The following is an 18,121-nucleotide window of genomic DNA, read 5'->3' on the forward strand; positions in this document are numbered from 1 at the left end:
TTCGTCGTATGAAGAAAATAGGCCTGCTCTCCGACACCCACGGCTACCTGGATGCGCGCATTTGCCACCACCTGCGCGACTGCGACGAAATCTGGCACGCCGGCGACTTCGGTACGGCGGCCGTGGTGGAAGAGCTGGCGGCGCTGGCGCCCCTGCGCGGCGTGTACGGCAACATCGACGGGCACGACGTGCGCCTGACCCAGCCCCTGGTGCAGCACTTCGAGGTGGAGGGCCTGCGCGTGCTCATGACCCATATCGGGGGGTACCCGGGCCACTACAGCCCCGCCGCCCGCGCCCTGGTGGCCGAGCACCGGCCCGGCCTGTTCATCAGCGGCCACTCCCACATTCTGAAAGTAATGCCTGATCCGGCCCGGCAACTGCTGCACCTGAATCCTGGCGCGGCCGGCCGCCACGGTTTTCACAAGGTGCGCACCCTGCTCCGGTTCGAGGTAGCAAACGGCCGGGTACAGCACCTGCAGGCCGTGGAGCTGGGCCCCCGCGGGGCGGCCGAGTGAGCGGGATGGATGAGTGTGTTTGTTATCGTGGGGCGCAGCCGAAGCAATGCGTCCTGCCCGAAGAGCAACCCCCTGAAGAAGTGCAACGCCCCCTGGCCTGAGGATACCTTAGGCCTTTGAACAGGTCAAAGGTTAGCAGACGCTGAAGCACGGATTGCTTCGGCTACGCCTCGCAATGACAAACCCAGTACCCATTCACCGACTCGCTGCAACAAAAAAAAGTGCCCTTCCCGGGGGGGGAAAGACACTTTTGTGAGGGCTGACTTAAAAACCCACCGACGCCGGGACGGGGTAAGCCAGGGGAAGCGCTACTTAAGCAGCAGCTTCGGTTTTGGCTTCGCTCTTACCGAAGCGGGTCTTCAGTTCGTCGAGGTCCACGTTCTTGAGAACGGGGGTCAGGAGGAGTTGCTTGATGATGCGCTGCTTGTTGTTGGCGCGAGCAATGTTTTTGCGGTGCTTCCGCTTCAGACGGGTAACGCTCATTTTTCCGGGTCGGTTAAAGTCTTTCTGTAAATGAGGGGCAAAAGTAACGACTAATTTTGACACCGGGAAACCTTTCCCGATTTTCTGCCTTCTTTCGCCCATGACAAACTCCGTAATCGACCTGCGCTCCGATACCGTTACCCGCCCCACCCCGGCCATGCGGGAGGCCATGTTCCGCGCCTCCGTCGGCGACGACGTGTACGAGGAAGACCCCACCGTACGGGCCCTGGAACACGAAACGGCCGCCCGGTTCGGCCTCGAAGCCGGCCTGTTCTGCCCCTCCGGCACCATGACCAACCAGATTGCCATCAAGGCCCACACCGAGCCCATGAGCGAGGTCATCTGCGAGCAGACGTCCCACATTTATTTGTGGGAAGTGGGCGGCATTGCCTTCCACTCGGGCGCTTCGGTGGCCCTGCTGGCCGGCGACCGGGGCCGCCTGACGGCGGCGCAGGTGGAAGCCGCCATCCGGCCCGAGAACGTGCACTACCCCATCACCCGCCTCATCTCGCTCGAAAACACCCACAACCGCGGCGGCGGCAGCTGCTACGCTTTCCCGGAGCTCGAAGCCCTGGCCGAGGTAGCCCGCCGCCACCGCCTGCCCCTGCACCTCGACGGAGCCCGGGTGTTCAACGCGCTGGTGGCCACGGGCCAGGACGGGCGCGAATACGGCCGCCTGTTCGATACCGTTTCGGTGTGCCTGAGCAAGGGCCTGGGCGCGCCGGTGGGCTCGGTGCTGCTGGGCAGCCGGGCCTTCATCCAGAAAACCAAACGCATCCGCAAAGTGATGGGCGGGGGCATGCGCCAGGCTGGCTACCTGGCCGCCGCCGGCCTTCACGCCCTGGAGCACCACGTAGAGCGCCTCGCCGATGACCACCGCCGGGCCCGGGAGCTGGGTGCTATGCTGGCCGCCCGCCCCTACGTGGCCGAGGTGCTGCCCGTGGAAACCAACCTCGTTATCTTCCGCCTCCACGAGAGCCAGCCGGCCGAGCCGTTTCTGGCCCACCTGGAGCAGCACGGCATCCGGGCCTCCTCGTTCGGCCCCCAGCTAATCCGGTTCGTGACCCACCTCGACGTGGACGACGCCATGCTCCCGCGCATCGGGGCGGCGCTGCAGGCCCTGTAAACGGTACGCAAAGCTCGGCTCCGGCTGGGCTTTGTGCCGCCGATTCGCGTCATTTACCGCATCCGCCGCTTTTCACTCTTCGCATGGAATTATACAATACCCTCACCATCCTGCTCGTAGTAGCCGCCATTTTCGGCTACATCAACCACCGCTTCCTGCGCCTGCCCTCCACCATCGGCCTCATGATTCTGGCCCTGGTATCCTCGCTCACGGCCATTGCCCTGGGCCGGCTGGGCGTAACCTGGGTACTGAAGGCCAGCGTGTTAGTACGCGGCATCAACTTTCATGATGTGCTCATGGATGTGATGCTGAGCTTTCTGCTTTTCGCCGGCGCCCTGCACGTAGACGTGCGCACCCTGGGCAAGGAGCGCGGCCCGGTGGCGGCCATGGCCGTGGTGGGCACCCTGCTTTCCACCTTCATCGTGGCCGTCAGCGCGTATTACGTGATGCCGCTGCTCCACGTGCCGATGCCCTTCATTTATTGCCTGCTGTTCGGGGCCCTGATTTCGCCCACCGACCCCATTGCCGTGTTGGGCATTCTCAAGCAGGCGCGCATCAGCAAAAGCCTGGAAATCAAAATCGTGGGCGAATCCCTGTTCAACGACGGCATTGCCGTAGTGGTGTTCGCCAGTCTGTACAAGATAGCCCTGTCGGGGGCCGACCAGGCCACGGCTTCCATGGTGGGCAGCCTGTTTTTGCAGGAAGCCGTGGGCGGCATCATCCTGGGCTGCATCCTGGGGTATGCGGCGTACTGGGCCCTGCGCACCATCGATAACTATCAGGTGGAAGTGCTCATCACCCTGGCCCTGGTGATGGGGGGCACGGCCCTGGCCGCGCAGTGGCATACCTCGGGCCCGCTGGCCATTGTGGTAGCGGGCCTGATTGTGGGCTACAAAGGCCGGCAGAAGGGCATGTCGGATCTGACCCGGGAGTACGTGGACAAGTTCTGGGAAATGCTCGATGAGATTCTGAACGCGGTGCTGTTCGTGCTCATCGGGCTGGAAATGCTGATTCTCGACATCAGTACCAGCGTACTGCTGGTAGGCGGCGTGTTCATCGTCATTACCCTGCTGGCCCGCCTTACAGCCACGGCCCTGCCCCTGAGCCTGCTCCGGCGCTACTCCGATTTCAACGCCCCCACCCTGCGCGTGCTGGTGTGGGGCGGCCTGCGGGGCGGCATCTCGGTGGCCCTGGCGTTGTCGTTGCCCGAGTCTCCCTCGCGGACGCTGATTGTGGGCGTAACCTACGTCATCGTCGTGTTCAGCATCATCGTGCAGGGCCTCACCATTGGCCCCCTGGTCAAAAAGCTGGGACTCAGCACGGAATCGGAACCGGGGATGCACTAGGTTTTTTTAGCTAGTATGCCCATGTCTGCTCCTGATGCTGATGCTACCGCCCTCGAAGCGGCCCTGCGCCATTTGCGCGCCGCCGACCCGGTGCTGGCCCGCCTGATTGCCGCCGGCCGGCCCATCGCGCCGGCCGCCCACGAAGACCTGTACCTGGGCCTGCTGCGCGCCATCGTGAGCCAGCAGATTTCCACCAAGGCGGCGGCGGCCATCTGGCGGCGGTTCCAGGCCCTGTTCGGCCCCGAGGGTTATCCTGAGCCGGCGGCGCTGCGGGCCTTCTCGGATGAGGAGCTGCGCGCGGCCGGCCTCTCCTACCAGAAAGCGGGCTATCTGCGCGCCATTGCCGATTTCGCCCTCCAGGACCAGCTCGACCACGCCCAGCTCAGCCAGCTCAACGAGGAGGAACTGACCCGGCACCTGACCCGCATTAAGGGCGTCGGCCGCTGGACGGCCCAGATGCTGTGCATGTTTGCCCTCGATATGCCCGATGTGTTCCCGGAAGGCGACCTGGGCATCCAGAACGCCATGCGCCGCCACTACGGCCTGGAGGAAACCGGCCGCGCCCTGCTCCGCCGCATGACGGAGCTGGCCGAGCCCTGGCGCCCCCACCGCACCCTGGCCAGCAAGTACCTCTGGCAGTCGTTGGACGGCTGAGTTGGTTGTTGGTTGTTGGTTGTTAGAGAAAAGGAACGTCATGCTGAGCGCAGCCGAAGCATCTCGCGTGCTGGTGGTGCCCCAGTAATTCCGATGTCAGCACGCGAGATTCCTCGGCTTCGCTCGGAATGACGTTCTTCTGACAACCGACAACTATCAACCGACAACTATCAACCGACAACCAAAAACCCCGAACGCCTACCTTCGCGGGATGAAGACGATTCGCTTTCCGCATCCGCTGGTTTTGCTGGTGGGGTTTATTCTGCTGGCCTGCCTGTTGAGCTATGTGCTGCCGGCCGGCGTATTTGAGCGCCACCCCGACGTGGCCACCGGCCGCGACGTGGTGGTGGCCGGCTCCTACCACCGCGTGCCCGCCACGCCCGTCAGCCCCCTGCAGGCCCTGGTCGACATTCCGAAGGGCCTCATCGATGCCGCCGCCGTCATTTTCCTGGTGTTTCTGGCCGGGGGCGCCTTTACCGTCGTGGACCTGACCGGGGCCCTGCGCCGGGGCGTGGACTGGCTGCTGGAGAAGTTCCGGGGCCGGGAGGCGGTGGTGATTCCCATCATCTCGGTGCTGTTTGCCACCATGGGCGCGCTGGAGAACATGCAGGAGGAAATCGTGCCCCTGGTGCCCGTGCTGCTGATTCTGATGCGGCGCATCGGCTACCCCACCATCACGGCGGCGGCCGTCAGCATCGGTTCGGCGGCGGTGGGCGCGGCGTTCAGCCCGCTCAACCCGTTTCAGGTGGGCATTGCCCAGAAGCTGGCCCAGCTGCCCCTGCTGTCGGGCGGCGGCTTCCGGCTGGTGTTCCTGCTGCTGGCCCTGCTCCTCTGGATTGGCGGCACCGTCCGCCACGCCCAGAAGCACCGCGTAGCGCCCGAATCGTCCGTTTCCGCCGACCCTGGGGCACTGGCCCCGGGCCGCAACCACGGCCTCGTGCTGGCCCTGCTGTTCGGGGGCTTTGCCTTCTTCGCCTACGGGGTGCTCAAGCTGGGCTGGGAGTTCGAGCAGATGGCGGCCCTGTTTTTCACCCTGGGCATCGTGGCCGGCCTGGTGGGCGGCCTGGGCCTCACCGGCACGGCCGAGGGCTTCATTGCCGGCTTCCGCGACATTGCCTTTTCGGCTTTGCTCATCGGGTTTGCCCGCGCCATTTTTGTAGTGCTGGAGCAGGGGCAGATCGTAGATACCATCGTCAACAGCCTCTCGGCCCCGCTGGCGGGCCTGCCGGCCTGGGTGGCGGCCCTGGGCATGATGGGCGTGCACACGGCCCTGCACCTGCCCGTACCCAGCGTGAGCGGTCAAGCCGTGCTCACCATGCCTCTGCTGGTGCCCCTCTCCGACCTCATCGGCCTCTCCCGCCAGGTCACGGTGCTGGCCTACCAGTACGGAGCCGGCCTCTGCGAGCTGATTACGCCCACCAACGGCGCCCTGATGGCCATTGTAGCCGCCTGCGGGGTGCGCTTCGATGAGTGGTGGAAGTTCGTGCTGCCCCTCTACCTCATCCTGCTCGCCCTGAGCGCCGCCGCCGTCGTCATCGGCATTGCAGTGGGCGTGTAGTAAGGCGGTGAAGGAGTGAACTGGGGAATGAGTGAGCCGGATTGTCATTGCGAGGAGGCACGACGAAGCAATCCATCCTTCACGAAGTACTCAACTTTACCCTACGCAAAAGCCCCTGACGTGCGCACGTCAGGGGCTTTGCGTTTACTCAGGGTTTGGCACTGCGTGAAGAACGGATTGCTGCGCTTCGCTCGCAATGACAGCAACCTCACTCCTTCCCCACTTCACTCCTTCACTCACTCCCCCACCAACTCGTCCAACTCAAACACCTGTTTCAGCTTGCGTTTTTTCTCGACTAGCTGGAAGCGGAAGGTGTCGGTGGCTTCGTGAAAGTACACGTCGGAAATCAGGCCCTGGTGGAGCGGGGGCGCGGCCGTGCGCACCTGGTCGCCGAAGCTGAAGGCGGGCTTCTGGTAGAGCTCCTTGAACAGCTCGGGGCTCACCAGAAACTGCTGCTCATCGTAGCGCAGGCTGATCCAGTCGTCGGTTTCGTCAATCTTTTCGAACACCTTGCCCACCGGCTCCAGCCATTCAAAGGAACGGCGGTTGGCGGGGTGGATGTAGCGGTAGCCATAATCGGGCGTCCAGCTGTAGAGGCCGAACACGACGGGTTTGGGTCGGGGCACGGAAGTGAATTTAGAAGGGTAAGACGTAGGGCCATAACTGCCGACAGGCCGGCCGGGTTCAGCGCAAAGCTACGCGGCGGGGCCCGGTTCGGCGCCCGGCCGACCGGCGGCTACGCCTGGCCAACTAACCTTCAGGCCCTTATCCGGGTTAGGAAAACCTTGCGCGCTTTCCCACAGTAAAGAAACCTCAGCCGTCGGGTTCCGGCGGCTGCTTTTTGTACAATTCCATGTCGACTACGAATACTTCCGCACCCGTTGCTCCGTTGCAGGACGGGATGGGGGCCTTGCCGCACGCCCAGGGCACCACGTTTCGGGTATGGGCCCCGGCGGCTACGGCCGTAGCCCTGGTGGGCCCGTTCAACAACTGGGACGCCGCTCGCCACCCTCTCACCCACGAAGCCGACGGCTACTGGGCCGCCGACTTCGCCGACCTCGGTCCCGGTACCGAATACAAGTTTCACCTCACCACCCCCACCGGGGAGCTGACCAAGAACGACCCCTACGCCCGCGAAGTGACCCACTCGGCCGGTAACTCGGTGGTCCAGGACCCGAATTTTGATTGGGGCGACGACCATTTTGAGATGCCGGCCTGGAACGAGCTGGTGGTGTACGAGCTGCACGTGGGCACCTTTTACGCCCCCGACCCCGCCCGTCCCGGCACTTTTTACGACGCCATCGAGAAGCTTGATTACCTGCGCGAGCTGGGCATCAACGCCGTCGAAATCATGCCCGCCACCGAGTTTCCGGGCTCTTTGAGTTGGGGCTACAACCCGGCCCACCCCTTCGCCATCGAAACCGATTACGGCGGGGCCACGGCCTTCAAGGAATTCGTGAAGCAGGCCCACCGCCGCGGCATTGCCGTGGTGCTGGACGTGGTGTATAACCACTTCGGGCCCGGCGACCTGGATTTGTGGCAGTTCGACGGCTGGCAGGAAAACGACGGCGGCGGCATCTACTTCTACAACGACTGGCGCGCTGAAACGCCCTGGGGCCACAACCGCCCCGATTTCGGCCGCGAAGCCGTGCGCCGCTACATCCGCGACAATGCCCTGATGTGGCTCGAAGACTACCGCCTCGATGGCTTGCGCTGCGACGCCATTGCCCACATCCGCAACGTGGACGGCACCACCGACGCCAGCCGCGACCTGCCCGACGGCTGGAACCTGATGAAGTGGATTAACGAGGAAGTGCGGGAGAAAATGCCCTGGAAAATCATGATTGCCGAGGATTTGCTGGGCGATGAGTACATCACCCGCGACCCGGAGCAGGGCGGCCAGGGCTTTTCCTCCCAATGGGATGCCCGCTTCGTGTACCCCGTGCGCGACGCGCTGGTGACGCCCGACGACGCCGACCGCAACATGCACGCCGTGGCCGCCGCCGTGGAAGCCCGCTACAACCACGACGCCTTCCAGCGGGTGGTCTACACCGAAAGCCACGATGAGGTGGCCAACGGCAAGGCCCGCATTCCGGAGGAAATCATGCCCGGGGAGGCGGCTTCGTGGTTTCCCAAGAAACGCTCCACCCTGGGCGCGGCCCTGGTGTTCACCGTGCCCGGTATCCCGATGATTTTTCAGGGCCAGCCCATGCTCGCCGACGGTTCCTTCTCCGACGACCAGCCCCTGGACTGGAGCCGGGGCGAGGAGCACGCCGGCCTCGTGCGCCTCTACCAGGACCTGATCCGGCTGCGGCGCAACTTCGACGGCACCACCCGCGGCCTGCTGGGCCAGAGCGTGGACGTACACCACATCAACAACGACGACAAGCTGCTGGCCTTTATCCGGCGCGACCAGGGCGGCCCCGGTGACACGACCGTGGTGCTCTGCAACTTTGCCGACCGTGCCCACGAGAACTACCGCATCGGGCTGCCCCGCAAAGGCCGCTGGCGCGTGCGCTTCAACTCCGACTGGGAGGGCTACGACCACGAGTTCGGCAATTTCGAGAGCGTGGACTGCCACGCCGAAGAAGGCATCTACGACGACCAGCCCTTCCACGGCACCTTCGGGCTGGCCCCCTACTCGGTGCTGATTATTTCTCAGGAGCCGGCCTAGGGTGTTGGCCTTTGGCTGTTAGCTGTTGGCTTTCGTTCTTTCAGCTAACAGCCAAAGGCCAATCGGGTGTGGTTTGCGGCTCCACGGAAACCTTGTAGCTTGCAACTGACCGCCTGCGGCCCTTTTTTCAGCTGGCGGCTCCATTTCTATATTCCGTTCCAATGTCTGTACCCGTTACCTCGTCCGCGCCGCTTGCCCCCGATGCCCTGCTTGTTGAAGTCGCCTGGGAAGTCTGCAACCAGGTGGGGGGCATTTACACCGTCATTCGCAGCAAAGTACCCGCCACGGTGCAGGACTGGCAGGACCGTTACTGTCTGCTGGGGCCTTATTTCGCCCACCAGGCCCAGAGCGAGTTCGAGCCCTACGAGGACGCGCAGCTGGCCCGCCTGGATGATCCGTTTGCGGGGGCCGTACGCGAGATGCGCGCCCAGGGCTACGACGTGCAGCTGGGCATCTGGCTCGTGACGGGCCGCCCACGGGTGGTGCTCATCAACCCGTTTCAGGTCTATCCGCACCTGAGCCAGATCAAAACGGACCTCTGGGAGCACCACCACATTCCGGTACCCGACAACGACGACCTGCTCCACCAAGTGGTGGCGTTCGGGGAGCTGACCAAGGTATTCCTGCGGATTCTGGCGGCCCAGGTGGTGCCGCCCCAGCGCCTGGTGGCCCACTTCCACGAGTGGATGACGGGCGTGGCCATTCCGGCCCTGCGCCGCGAGCAGGTGCCGGCCCACCTGGTGTTCACCACCCACGCCACTCTGCTGGGCCGCTACCTGGCCATGAACGACCCCAACTTCTACGACCACCTCATGCAGGTGGAGTGGCAGGCGGAGGCACGCCACTTCAACATTGAGCCGGCCGTAACCATGGAGCGGGCCGCCGCCCACGGCAGCCACGTATTCACGACGGTGAGCGAGCTGACGGTGCGCGAGTGCATCTACCTGCTCGACCGGATTCCGGACGCGGTGCTGCCCAACGGCCTCAACATTGAGCGGTTCGTGGCCCTGCACGAGTTCCAGAACCTGCACCAGCAGTACAAGAGCAAGATTCACGAGTTCGTGATGGCGCACTTCTTCCAGTCGTACTCCTTCAACCTCGATGACACGCTCTACCTGTTCACGAGCGGGCGCTACGAGTATCACAACAAGGGCTTCGACCTGACTCTGGAAGCCCTGGCCCGCCTCAACTACCGCCTTCAGCAGAGCGGCCTGACTACCAACGTGGTGATGTTCTTTATCACCAAGCGGCCCTTCCACAGCATTAATCCTCAGGTGCTGCAAAGCCGGGCCGTGCTGGAGGAAGTGCGCGAAACCTGCGCCGCCATTGAGCAGCAGGTGGGCGAGCGGCTGTTCTACGCCGCCGCCGCCAGCGCCGACCACCGCCTGCCCGACCTGAGCACGATGGTGGATGACTACTGGAAGCTGCGCTACCGCCGCACCCTGCAAAGCTGGAAAACCAAGGCCCTGCCGCCCGTCATCACCCATAACCTGGTAGACGACGCCAACGACGACATCCTCAACTTCCTGCGCCGCTCCAACCTCGTCAACAACGAGCACGACCGGGTGAAAATCGTCTATCACCCCGATTTCGTGTCGCCCACCTCGCCCCTCTTCGGCATGGAGTACGGGCAGTTCGTGCGGGGCTGCCACCTGGGCATTTTCCCGAGCTACTACGAGCCCTGGGGCTACACCCCCCTCGAGTGCGTGGCCCGCGGCGTACCGGCCATTACCAGTGACCTCTCGGGCTTTGGTGATTACGTGCTGCAAACCGTGCCCCACCACGAGGACAAGGGCATTTTTGTGGTAGAGCGCCAGGAAAAGAGCTTCGATGAAGCCGCCGAACAGCTCACCGACATGCTCTGGGAATTCGTGCAGCTCAACCGCCGCGAGCGAATCATGCAGCGCAACAACGTGGAAAGCTCGGCCGAAATGTTCGACTGGAAAAACCTGCGCGTCCACTACGACCACGCCTACCAGCTGGCCCTGGAACGGGAGTAGCCTCTTACGCAGCACTACCAGGCCCGGCTTCTCTACAGAGGCCGGGCTTGTTTGTTAGCGGTTCAGTCGGCAGCGCGCATAAAAAAATCCCGGCCACGCAGGGCGTGGCCGGGAAGATATCAAACAGGCAAACCCTCCCGCGAATCAGGGCTGAAGTACTTGGTCGATGACGTGGATGACGCCATTCGTAGCCAGAATATTAGCGCTGGTGATGTTGGCAGCAGTACCGCTGGCGCCGCGTACCGTGAAGCCCGAACCGGCAGTAGCCACCGTTACGGGGCCGCCCAGGGTCGTGACCGTACCGGCAGTCAGATCCGAAGAAAACACCCGGCCCGTGCCGATGACGTGCCGCGAAAGGATGGCCGTCAGGTCGGCATCGGATACTGAACTGAGCGGGGCATTGCCCAGCAGCGCCCGGAAGGCGGCATCCGTAGGCGCAAACACTGTCACGTTGGCCCCCTGGGTACCGGCGGCCGTCAGGATGGGCGCGGCGGCGGGGCGCTGCAGGGCCTCGAGCAACAGCGTAAATTCCGGATTGGTGGCACGGGTGGCACTGGCTACCACCACGGCCGCAATGGTTTGACTGGGCGGCATCAGCACATTGTCAATGGCGTGAACGGTGCCGTTGCTGGCCGCTACGTCAGCCGTCACCACGCGGGTGTTGCCGTTGATAAAAACGCCCGTGGCATTGCTGGTCAGGTACAGCATGTTGTCGTTAATGGCCGTTCCGCCTACTGTCGTGGCGGGCCGGGCCGTGGTGACGGCACTGCTGCCGCTGGCAATGTCGCCCGCCTTCACGTTGGCAGTCAGTACGTGGTAGAGCAGGATGCCCCGCAGCGTGGCAATCTGGTTGGCGTCGGAAATGGCCGTGATGTTGGCCGCGTTGTTGAAGGGGGCCGCCAGCTTCGCAAAGGCGTCGTTGGTGGGCGCAAACACGGTAAACGGACCAGGACCGCTGAGCGTGGCACCCAGATCGGCCTTCGTCACGGCGGCCACAAGTGTAGTGAACGAGGGGTTGTTCTGCGCCACCTGCACAATATTTTGGGCAGGAGCCACGGTTACCTCATCATCGTCGTCGTCGCAGGAAGAGAGGCTTAGGCTGCTAAAGGCGAACAGCCCCAGCAACAGCATCCGAAGCGGCAACCAGGCATTGGGAAAGGAGGGTGCGTACATATGTTTAATCTTTAAGGGTGAAATATTAAACAATAGCAATACTACCAGCACTGTACCCGAATGTTTCAGCAGGACCAAAATTATGTAACCCGGTATTGGCAGAGAAAACCGCTAGAAATCTTTGCAGCTGGTCATACATGAACCTGTTGACCACAGCTATACCCAGGCGCCAGCCCGCTTCCCGCTACGGACGGCGAGCGGCAATACAGTGACGCACTCCTTTGTGGCGCTGCTGGCAACTGCTACTTTTTAAGCTAACTAGAGGCTCATTACCTCCCTGCAGACCACAGCGGCGGGACTTCCGTATCCTGTGGCTTACGCTGCTCCTACCAGTGTACCCGGCCAAGCCGGCCAATGGATGCTGGCCGGTGCTATCAGCATCGGTTTCGCTACCCGAGTAGGCGTGCCGAAAACATCCGGGAAGCTCAGGGTGGTTTCGGCGGGAGCAAAAAAACCAACTGTTTCTCTGCGGGAATTACCCATTAAAATCACACCTTACACGCATGTCCCCGGTAGCTTCTGCGCCGCTTCCCGGTTACCGAAGTTTAGCCATAGTCTGGTGGGGCAGTGTAACGCCACCGGCGGGTTATTCCGGTGGCGGGCAACTTTCTGTCTGTTCCTGATGCAGCGTGCCTTGTCCTTTGCGCTTCTGCTGACCGCCGGCACGGCCCTGGCCGGGGAGTTCTGGCTGGAGCCGGTGCGCTTCTGGATAATGCCAGGCACGGCGGTGCATCTGCGGCGGTTGACCGGCACGAACTTCACGGGCAGCCCCTGGAGCGGCGGAAGCAGCCGCCTCGCCGGGTTCTGGCACTACGCGCCCGGTCAGCCCGCCGTCAGCCTGCTCCCTGCTGCTTCAGTTCCCGACACCATTCAGAGCACCGTGACGATGCGGCAGCCCGGCACTCACTTGCTGGCCCTGACCACCAATTTCGCCCCGGCTACCCTGCCCGCCACCGACTTCACGCGTTACCTGCGTGCCTACCAGCTCGATTACGTGCTGGCGTTGCGCGAACAACGGCAGCAGAGCGAGCAGCCCGGCCGCGAAGCCTACCGCCGCTGCGCCAAAACGTTGGTGCAGGCCGGCCCCTACGCCGCCGCCGATACGGCCCGCGCCTGGGCCCGGCCCGTGGGGCTGCCGCTGGAGCTGGTGCCGGAGCAGAACCCCTACGGTTTGCAGGCCGGGGCCAGCCTCACGGTGCGGGTGCTGGCCGAGGGGCAGCCGGTAGCGGGCCAGCTGGTGCAGGTGTGGCAGCGCAGCCGGCCGGCCCGGGCCGCGCCGGTCAAACTCCACAGCAACCAAAACGGCCGGCTCCTGTTACCTTTGCTCAGCCCGGGCGAGTACCTGCTGAGCGCCGTCCGGATGGTGCCCGCGCGGGCCGACAGCACCGCCGACTGGCACAGTACCTGGAGCACGCTGACCTTTGCCGTAGCGGAAAAAAAGCGTCTTTGATTTATATTGGTTTGACTTTTTGGAAGCTTCACCCGGAGTTCACTCCCGAATAGTTTTTTTGTTACCTTCGCAACTCCCATAACCACCGAACGACCTGCGGTATGAAGTACTCCATAGATAAAAAAGAAACCTACACGATCATCACGATTGACGAGAAAAAGCTCGATACCACCGTCGCGCCCGACCTGAAATCGGAGTTTGTGAAGCTTAATGCAGAGGGTATCAATAACTTAATTCTGGATTTGAGCAACGTGAAGTACACCGATTCGTCGGGCCTTAGCTCTATTCTGATTGCCAACCGCCTGTGCAACTCTACCGGCGGCCTGCTGGTGATGACCGGTCTGCAGGATCACGTGATGAAGCTCATCACCATCTCCAAACTGGAGTCGGTACTCAACATTCTGCCCACGGTGGAAGAAGGCATTGACCGCATCTTCCTGCACGCCATCGAGCGGGACCTGACCAGCAAAGAGTAGCTTTTTTTGGAAGTTATTAGCTGTTGGCTATTGGCTGTTAGCTTCCCGCTGATAGTTGATAGCCAACAGTTTTTTTATTCCTCTCTGCCGCCCGGCAAGCAGGTTTTGCAGTTGTTTTTTCCGCCCAAGCTAGCGGCCAGCAGCTAGTAGCTAACAGCTAAATTTTGGAGTTCGAGCTGAAAATTCTGGGCAGCGCTTCGGCTACCCCATTCCAGGACCGCCACCATACGGCCCAGGTGCTGAGCGTGAACGGCACGCCCTACCTCATTGATTGCGGGGAAGGCACCCAGCGGCGGCTGCTGGAGCACAAAATCCGGCCCCAGCGCATCCAGACCATTTTCATCAGCCACCTGCACGGCGACCATTTCTTCGGGCTCTTCGGGCTGCTCGGCACCATGAACCTGACCGGCCGCACCGAGCCCCTGCAGCTCTTCGGCCCGGCCGGCCTCGATGAAATTCTGACCACCCAGTTCCGCCATTCCCACTCCCACCTGGGCTTCGCGCTGGAATTTACGGCCGTGGATACCACCCGGCACGCCCAGATTTTTGAGGACAAAAACCTGACGGTGCACACGCTGCCCATGCGCCACCGGGTGCCCTGCTGCGGCTACCTGTTCCGGGAAAAGCCTAAGCGCCGCCGCCTGCTGGCCGACCAGCTGCCCGAGGGCCTCGCCCCCGCCCAGCTCACGGCCCTCACCCTGGGCGAAGACGTGCTCGACGACGCCGGCCGCCTGCTGGTGCCCAACGCCCAGGTCACCACCGACCCCAAGCGGGCCCGCAGCTACGCTTTCTGCTCCGACACGCTCTACACCGAAAGCCTGGCCGACCTCGTGCACGGCGTGGACCTGCTCTACCACGAAGCCACGTTCCTGGACGACATGCGCGAGCGGGCCGCCGTAACGCACCACAGCACCGCCCGCCAGGCCGGCCTGCTGGCCCGCCGGGCCGAGGTACACCGCCTGCTCATCGGCCACTTCAGCAGCCGCTACCGCGACCTGGAGCCCCTGCTGGCCGAGGCGCGCACCCAGTTCGAGTGGACGGAGCTGGCCCTGGAAGGCCTTACCGTAGCCTTGGCCGAGTAGGCGCCGGGCCGACGGCTCGCTCCGTGCCGGGCCCCCAACCAGCCCAACGGCCGCAGCCGTACCCGAAATCAATCGGTGATTTCTCCCTTCCTGCTTATGCCCCCACCTCTGTCCCACAAAAAGCAGCAGCTGTACCTGGTGCTCAGCGGCATCTTCATCGTGAATGCTTTGCTGGCCGAAATCATCGGGGTGAAGATTTTCTCGGTGCAGGCCCTGCTGGGGCTGCCCGGCAACCTCACGGCGGGCGTGCTCATCTGGCCCGTGGTGTTCGTGACGACGGACATCATCAACGAGTACTTCGGCAAGGAAGGTGTGCTGCGGGTAAGCTACCTCACGGTAGCGCTGATTCTGTTTGCCTTCGGCGTGATTTACGCCACCACCAAGCTGCCGCCGGCGGCCTTCTGGCTGGAAGTCAACAACACCGATGCCGCGGGACGGCCTTTCAACATCGATTTCGCCTACCAGAGCATTTTTCGGCAGGGGCTGGGCATTATTGCGGGTTCCATCACGGCCTTTGGTATCGGGCAGGTGCTCGACGCCACGGTGTTTCAGCTGCTGCGCCGCGCCACCGGGGGGCGCTACGTGTGGCTGCGCGCCACGGGCTCCACGCTGGTGTCACAGCTCGTCGATTCGTTTGTGGTGCTGTACGTGGCGTTCTACCTGTTCGGCAACTGGACGCTGGAGCAGGTCTTGAGCGTGGCTAACACCAATTACTGGTATAAATTTGCGGCAGCCATCCTGCTCACGCCCGTGCTCTACCTCGCCCACTTCCTCATCGACCGGTACCTGGGCGACGAAGCCACCCGCGAGCTGCAGCAGGAAGCCGCTGCTGATACGGCAGTGTAATCAACCCTCGTTACTCACTTCCTATGCGTTATTTACTGTTGTTCGCCAGCCTGTTGATTCCCCGGCTGCTATTTGCCCAATTTGATGCGGGCTATTATGTGCTCACCCAGGAGCCAACGGTTCGTCATAGTGTACGGATCAAGATGCAGAATGAGAACACGCTGGTAATCAAGGACGGTAACAAGAAAAAGCAAGAACTCGACTTAGCGCAGGTAGCGTTTTATCGAATAGGCGAAAAAACATACCGTCCTATCGGCGGATTTTCCATTAAAAAAGGCCGTGAAAATATAACACGCGGCTTTGCTGAAGTACTCGACAGCGGCCAAGTAATGCTTTATGCTTATTCGTATCGTATTGCCAGTGGCCCGATGATGAGCGGCAATGGTACGATGTACGGTGGTGGATCCTCTTGGCAAACTATTTATCTGGTAGAAAACGCCGGTCAGCAAAATCTTACCACTATTTCCGCCAGTGCTCTTACAGGTACCAGCAAAGAATTCCGAGAGGCACTTCGTCCTTTCCTAGCTCCCCGGGCTGATTTAGTGAAACACTTGGATGAGAAACGCCTCCTGATTTATCATCTGCAGAGTGCTGTCCAAGCACTCAACCATGGTGAGGCTTTCATCCCGGTAGACCCTTGGCGAGCCACCACCCAATAATTTTTTCCCCATGTCCCGCATCCTCACCGGCATTCAGAGCACCGGCCGCCCGCATCTGGGCAACCTGCTCGGCGCCATCCTGCCCGCCATTGAACTCTCCAAAAGCAGCGCCAACGAAAGCCTGCTGTTCATTGCCGACCTGCACTCCCTCACCACCGTGCGCGACGCCGAGCTGCTGCGCCGGAACACCTACGCCGTGGCGGCCTCCTGGCTGGCCTGCGGCTTCGATACGGACAAGAATCTGTTCTACCGCCAGTCCGACGTGCCGCAGGTGACGGAGCTGACGTGGTACCTGAGCTGCTTCACGCCCTTCCCGATGCTGGCCAATGCCCACTCGTTCAAGGACAAGAGCGACCGGCTTTCCGACGTGAATGCGGGCCTGTTCACGTATCCGGTGCTGATGGCGGCCGACATTCTGCTCTACGACGCGGAAATTGTGCCCGTGGGCAAAGACCAGGTGCAGCACCTGGAAATTGCCCGCGACATTGCCTCGGCCTTCAACAACCGCTACGGCGAAACCTTCGTGCTGCCCCAGTCGCGGGTGGATGAGCAGATCCAGACCATCCCCGGCCTCGATGGCCAGAAGATGAGCAAGAGCTACGGCAACATCATCGACATTTTCCTCGACGACAAGGCGCTGCTAAAGAATATCAAGCTCATCGTATCGGACAGCACCCCGCTGGAAGCCCCCAAAAACCCCGATACCGACACCACCTTCAAGCTGTTCTCGCTGCTGGCCACGCCTGAGCAGACCGCCGAAATGCGCCAGAACTACCTCAACGGCGGCTACGGCTACGGCCACGCCAAGCAGGCCCTGTACGAGGTCATCCGGAGCCGTTTCGCCCAGGAGCGGGAGCAATTCAACTTCTACATGAACAACCTGCCCGAAGTAGACCGCAAGCTGGCCGAAGGCGCCGCTAAAGCCCAGGCCTACGGCTCCGAAGTGCTCAACAAAGTGCGCGAGAAGGTCGGCTACCAGAAGCGGTGAATGAGTGAATGAGCGGATGGGTGCATGGACCTGTCATCCTGAGCGGAGCGAAGGACCCTATTACGCCTGAACGTATGTCGTAAAAACGGTCTGTTCAAGCGTGATAAGGTCCTTCGCTGCGCTCAGGATGACAGGTCCATTCACTCATTCACTCATTTAATACGGCAGTCCGTCGATGGTGTGGGGTTGCTGCTGGTGGGAGAAGCTGAAACCCAGCTTGCTGCCGCGGCTGACCTGCTGGTTTTCGAGTTTCTGCTTGACGGTAATTTTCTGGATTTCGCTCATGGGTGGGGCCACCAGGTCGTTGTTGACGGCCGCAATCATGGCACTTTCCACGAACAGGCGCAGGCCGTCCTCGGTCACGGGGTTGTCCGACATGTCGTTGTCGGGCAGCTCGAGCTGCTGCACGCCTTCGAGGAAGTAGTGCCGCTCGATGTTGATGAGCAGGCGGCCCACCAGGTAGCCGGGGTCGTTGAAGCGCTGGTACTTGATGCTGTCGGCCATGAAGTTGTAGGCCATGATGTGGCCGAAAAACCGCCGCCGGAAGTCGCCCGCCACGTATTTGGTGGGCATGGGGCCGTAGTCGTCGGCAAAGGTGACGATGTTGGAGTGCTGCACGAACACGAGCAGGTCGCCGCTGAAGCGGATATGAAACTCCATCTCGTTTACCGGCCGGTACTCAATCACCACCGACGAATCGACGGGCGTGATACGGCGGCTGAGTTCCACTACCAGCTCCTGCGATACTTGCCGCAGCAGATCGAAGGCGGCTACCGTGTTGCGGTAAATGGCCTGCTTGGTAGAGGATTTCTGCCGGAGCCCGTCGAAAATCTGGTCGAGGCGGTCGGCGGGCGACGCGGCCGGTGCGCCGGGAGCGTTGGGCCGGTTGCCATCGGAGTTGGGCGTGCTGGCGCTATTGTCCGCGGCTTCCTTTGTGCCGGCGGGCGTGTCGGCATCGGCGGAATAGGCGCTGGTGTGGGGCATTTCGTCTTCCATGCGAGGTAAAGGGTGGGAGCTACGGCCCTTTGGGGCGCGCAGGTGAGAAAAAAAGGCGGCTGCTGAGTGTACGCGAAACCCGCCCCCGGAAGTTT

At 62.3% G+C, this 18,121-nt stretch carries 17 protein-coding genes; 13 read left to right on the plus strand and 4 right to left on the minus strand.

Features of this window, described 5'->3' with window-relative positions:
• Positions 1 to 8 precede the first annotated feature (8 nt).
• Entirely contained in the window at positions 9 to 515 is a 507-nt protein-coding gene (locus KLP40_RS11365) for a metallophosphoesterase family protein (protein ID WP_215593903.1), read from the plus strand.
• Between the two features lie 312 nt (positions 516 to 827).
• On the opposite strand, the gene KLP40_RS11370 is transcribed toward KLP40_RS11365, so the two are convergent.
• On the minus strand, positions 828 to 998 hold the full coding sequence (locus tag KLP40_RS11370) for a hypothetical protein (protein ID WP_215593904.1): 171 nt from the start codon (positions 996 to 998) through the stop codon (positions 828 to 830).
• Positions 999 to 1,098: 100 nt separating this feature from the next.
• Here KLP40_RS11370 and KLP40_RS11375 point away from each other — a divergent pair, with 100 nt between their 5' ends.
• The 4 genes from KLP40_RS11375 (at position 1,099) to KLP40_RS11390 (ending at position 5,682) form a co-directional block, all read left to right on the plus strand.
• Complete coding sequence (locus KLP40_RS11375) at positions 1,099 to 2,124, plus strand: threonine aldolase family protein (protein WP_215593905.1); 1,026 nt, start codon at positions 1,099 to 1,101, stop codon at positions 2,122 to 2,124.
• 83 nt (positions 2,125 to 2,207) lie between these two features.
• Positions 2,208 to 3,470: a cation:proton antiporter gene (locus KLP40_RS11380; RefSeq protein WP_215593906.1), complete on the plus strand. Its 1,263-nt coding sequence runs from the start codon at positions 2,208 to 2,210 to the stop codon at positions 3,468 to 3,470.
• A 21-nt stretch (positions 3,471 to 3,491) separates the two neighbouring features.
• The gene (locus KLP40_RS11385) at positions 3,492 to 4,124 is read left to right on the plus strand and encodes a DNA-3-methyladenine glycosylase family protein (RefSeq protein ID WP_317196770.1); all 633 of its coding nucleotides are present in this window, start codon (positions 3,492 to 3,494) and stop codon (positions 4,122 to 4,124) included.
• 211 nt (positions 4,125 to 4,335) lie between these two features.
• Complete coding sequence (locus tag KLP40_RS11390) at positions 4,336 to 5,682, plus strand: YfcC family protein (RefSeq protein WP_215593908.1); 1,347 nt, start codon at positions 4,336 to 4,338, stop codon at positions 5,680 to 5,682.
• A 236-nt stretch (positions 5,683 to 5,918) separates the two neighbouring features.
• Here KLP40_RS11390 and KLP40_RS11395 read toward each other — a convergent pair whose 3' ends face one another.
• Entirely contained in the window at positions 5,919 to 6,308 is a 390-nt protein-coding gene (locus KLP40_RS11395; RefSeq protein ID WP_215593909.1) for a DUF6960 family protein, read from the minus strand.
• A gap of 227 nt (positions 6,309 to 6,535) precedes the next feature.
• On the opposite strand from KLP40_RS11395, the gene KLP40_RS11400 reads away from it, so the two are divergent.
• Positions 6,536 to 8,356 (plus strand): alpha-amylase family glycosyl hydrolase, encoded by a 1,821-nt coding sequence (locus KLP40_RS11400; protein ID WP_246558782.1) that lies wholly within the window; start codon positions 6,536 to 6,538, stop codon positions 8,354 to 8,356.
• A 161-nt stretch (positions 8,357 to 8,517) separates the two neighbouring features.
• Positions 8,518 to 10,356 carry a glycosyltransferase gene (locus KLP40_RS11405; RefSeq protein WP_215593910.1) on the plus strand — a complete coding sequence of 613 codons (1,839 nt, stop codon included), beginning with the start codon at positions 8,518 to 8,520 and terminating at the stop codon, positions 10,354 to 10,356.
• Positions 10,357 to 10,500: 144 nt separating this feature from the next.
• Here KLP40_RS11405 and KLP40_RS11410 read toward each other — a convergent pair whose 3' ends face one another.
• A complete protein-coding gene (locus KLP40_RS11410) occupies positions 10,501 to 11,529 on the minus strand; it encodes a fasciclin domain-containing protein (protein WP_246558783.1) in 1,029 nt (342 codons plus the stop codon).
• A 634-nt stretch (positions 11,530 to 12,163) separates the two neighbouring features.
• Between KLP40_RS11410 and KLP40_RS11415 the strand changes: the two genes are divergently transcribed.
• The 6 genes from KLP40_RS11415 (at position 12,164) to trpS (ending at position 17,030) form a co-directional block, all read left to right on the plus strand.
• Positions 12,164 to 12,979, plus strand: coding sequence for a DUF4198 domain-containing protein (locus tag KLP40_RS11415; protein WP_215593911.1), 816 nt, complete (start codon positions 12,164 to 12,166; stop codon positions 12,977 to 12,979).
• 101 nt (positions 12,980 to 13,080) lie between these two features.
• The gene (locus KLP40_RS11420; RefSeq protein WP_119655602.1) at positions 13,081 to 13,455 is read left to right on the plus strand and encodes an STAS domain-containing protein; all 375 of its coding nucleotides are present in this window, start codon (positions 13,081 to 13,083) and stop codon (positions 13,453 to 13,455) included.
• A gap of 164 nt (positions 13,456 to 13,619) precedes the next feature.
• Positions 13,620 to 14,537 carry a ribonuclease Z gene (locus KLP40_RS11425; protein WP_215593912.1) on the plus strand — a complete coding sequence of 306 codons (918 nt, stop codon included), beginning with the start codon at positions 13,620 to 13,622 and terminating at the stop codon, positions 14,535 to 14,537.
• A gap of 96 nt (positions 14,538 to 14,633) precedes the next feature.
• Entirely contained in the window at positions 14,634 to 15,383 is a 750-nt protein-coding gene (locus KLP40_RS11430; protein ID WP_215593913.1) for a queuosine precursor transporter, read from the plus strand.
• 23 nt (positions 15,384 to 15,406) lie between these two features.
• A complete protein-coding gene (locus KLP40_RS11435; protein WP_215593914.1) occupies positions 15,407 to 16,042 on the plus strand; it encodes a hypothetical protein in 636 nt (211 codons plus the stop codon).
• 10 nt (positions 16,043 to 16,052) lie between these two features.
• Positions 16,053 to 17,030 (plus strand): tryptophan--tRNA ligase, encoded by a 978-nt coding sequence (gene trpS, locus KLP40_RS11440; RefSeq protein WP_215593915.1) that lies wholly within the window; start codon positions 16,053 to 16,055, stop codon positions 17,028 to 17,030.
• A gap of 156 nt (positions 17,031 to 17,186) precedes the next feature.
• Here trpS and KLP40_RS11445 read toward each other — a convergent pair whose 3' ends face one another.
• A complete protein-coding gene (locus KLP40_RS11445; protein ID WP_215593916.1) occupies positions 17,187 to 18,026 on the minus strand; it encodes a hypothetical protein in 840 nt (279 codons plus the stop codon).
• Positions 18,027 to 18,121 lie beyond the last annotated feature (95 nt).

The sequence above is a fragment of the Hymenobacter piscis genome (assembly GCF_018760735.1).
In the GTDB taxonomy this organism is placed as follows: Bacteria; Bacteroidota; Bacteroidia; order Cytophagales; family Hymenobacteraceae; genus Hymenobacter; species Hymenobacter piscis.

Coding starts and splice junctions, on each gene's coding strand:
- KLP40_RS11365 (WP_215593903.1), top strand. CDS start 9: ATGAAGAAAATAGGCCTGCTCTCCGACACCCACGGCTACCTGGATGCG.
- KLP40_RS11370 (WP_215593904.1), bottom strand. CDS start 998: ATGAGCGTTACCCGTCTGAAGCGGAAGCACCGCAAAAACATTGCTCGC.
- KLP40_RS11375 (WP_215593905.1), top strand. CDS start 1,099: ATGACAAACTCCGTAATCGACCTGCGCTCCGATACCGTTACCCGCCCC.
- KLP40_RS11380 (WP_215593906.1), top strand. CDS start 2,208: ATGGAATTATACAATACCCTCACCATCCTGCTCGTAGTAGCCGCCATT.
- KLP40_RS11385 (WP_317196770.1), top strand. CDS start 3,492: ATGTCTGCTCCTGATGCTGATGCTACCGCCCTCGAAGCGGCCCTGCGC.
- KLP40_RS11390 (WP_215593908.1), top strand. CDS start 4,336: ATGAAGACGATTCGCTTTCCGCATCCGCTGGTTTTGCTGGTGGGGTTT.
- KLP40_RS11400 (WP_246558782.1), top strand. CDS start 6,536: ATGTCGACTACGAATACTTCCGCACCCGTTGCTCCGTTGCAGGACGGG.
- KLP40_RS11405 (WP_215593910.1), top strand. CDS start 8,518: ATGTCTGTACCCGTTACCTCGTCCGCGCCGCTTGCCCCCGATGCCCTG.
- KLP40_RS11410 (WP_246558783.1), bottom strand. CDS start 11,529: ATGTACGCACCCTCCTTTCCCAATGCCTGGTTGCCGCTTCGGATGCTG.
- KLP40_RS11420 (WP_119655602.1), top strand. CDS start 13,081: ATGAAGTACTCCATAGATAAAAAAGAAACCTACACGATCATCACGATT.
- KLP40_RS11430 (WP_215593913.1), top strand. CDS start 14,634: ATGCCCCCACCTCTGTCCCACAAAAAGCAGCAGCTGTACCTGGTGCTC.
- KLP40_RS11435 (WP_215593914.1), top strand. CDS start 15,407: ATGCGTTATTTACTGTTGTTCGCCAGCCTGTTGATTCCCCGGCTGCTA.
- trpS (WP_215593915.1), top strand. CDS start 16,053: ATGTCCCGCATCCTCACCGGCATTCAGAGCACCGGCCGCCCGCATCTG.
- KLP40_RS11445 (WP_215593916.1), bottom strand. CDS start 18,026: ATGGAAGACGAAATGCCCCACACCAGCGCCTATTCCGCCGATGCCGAC.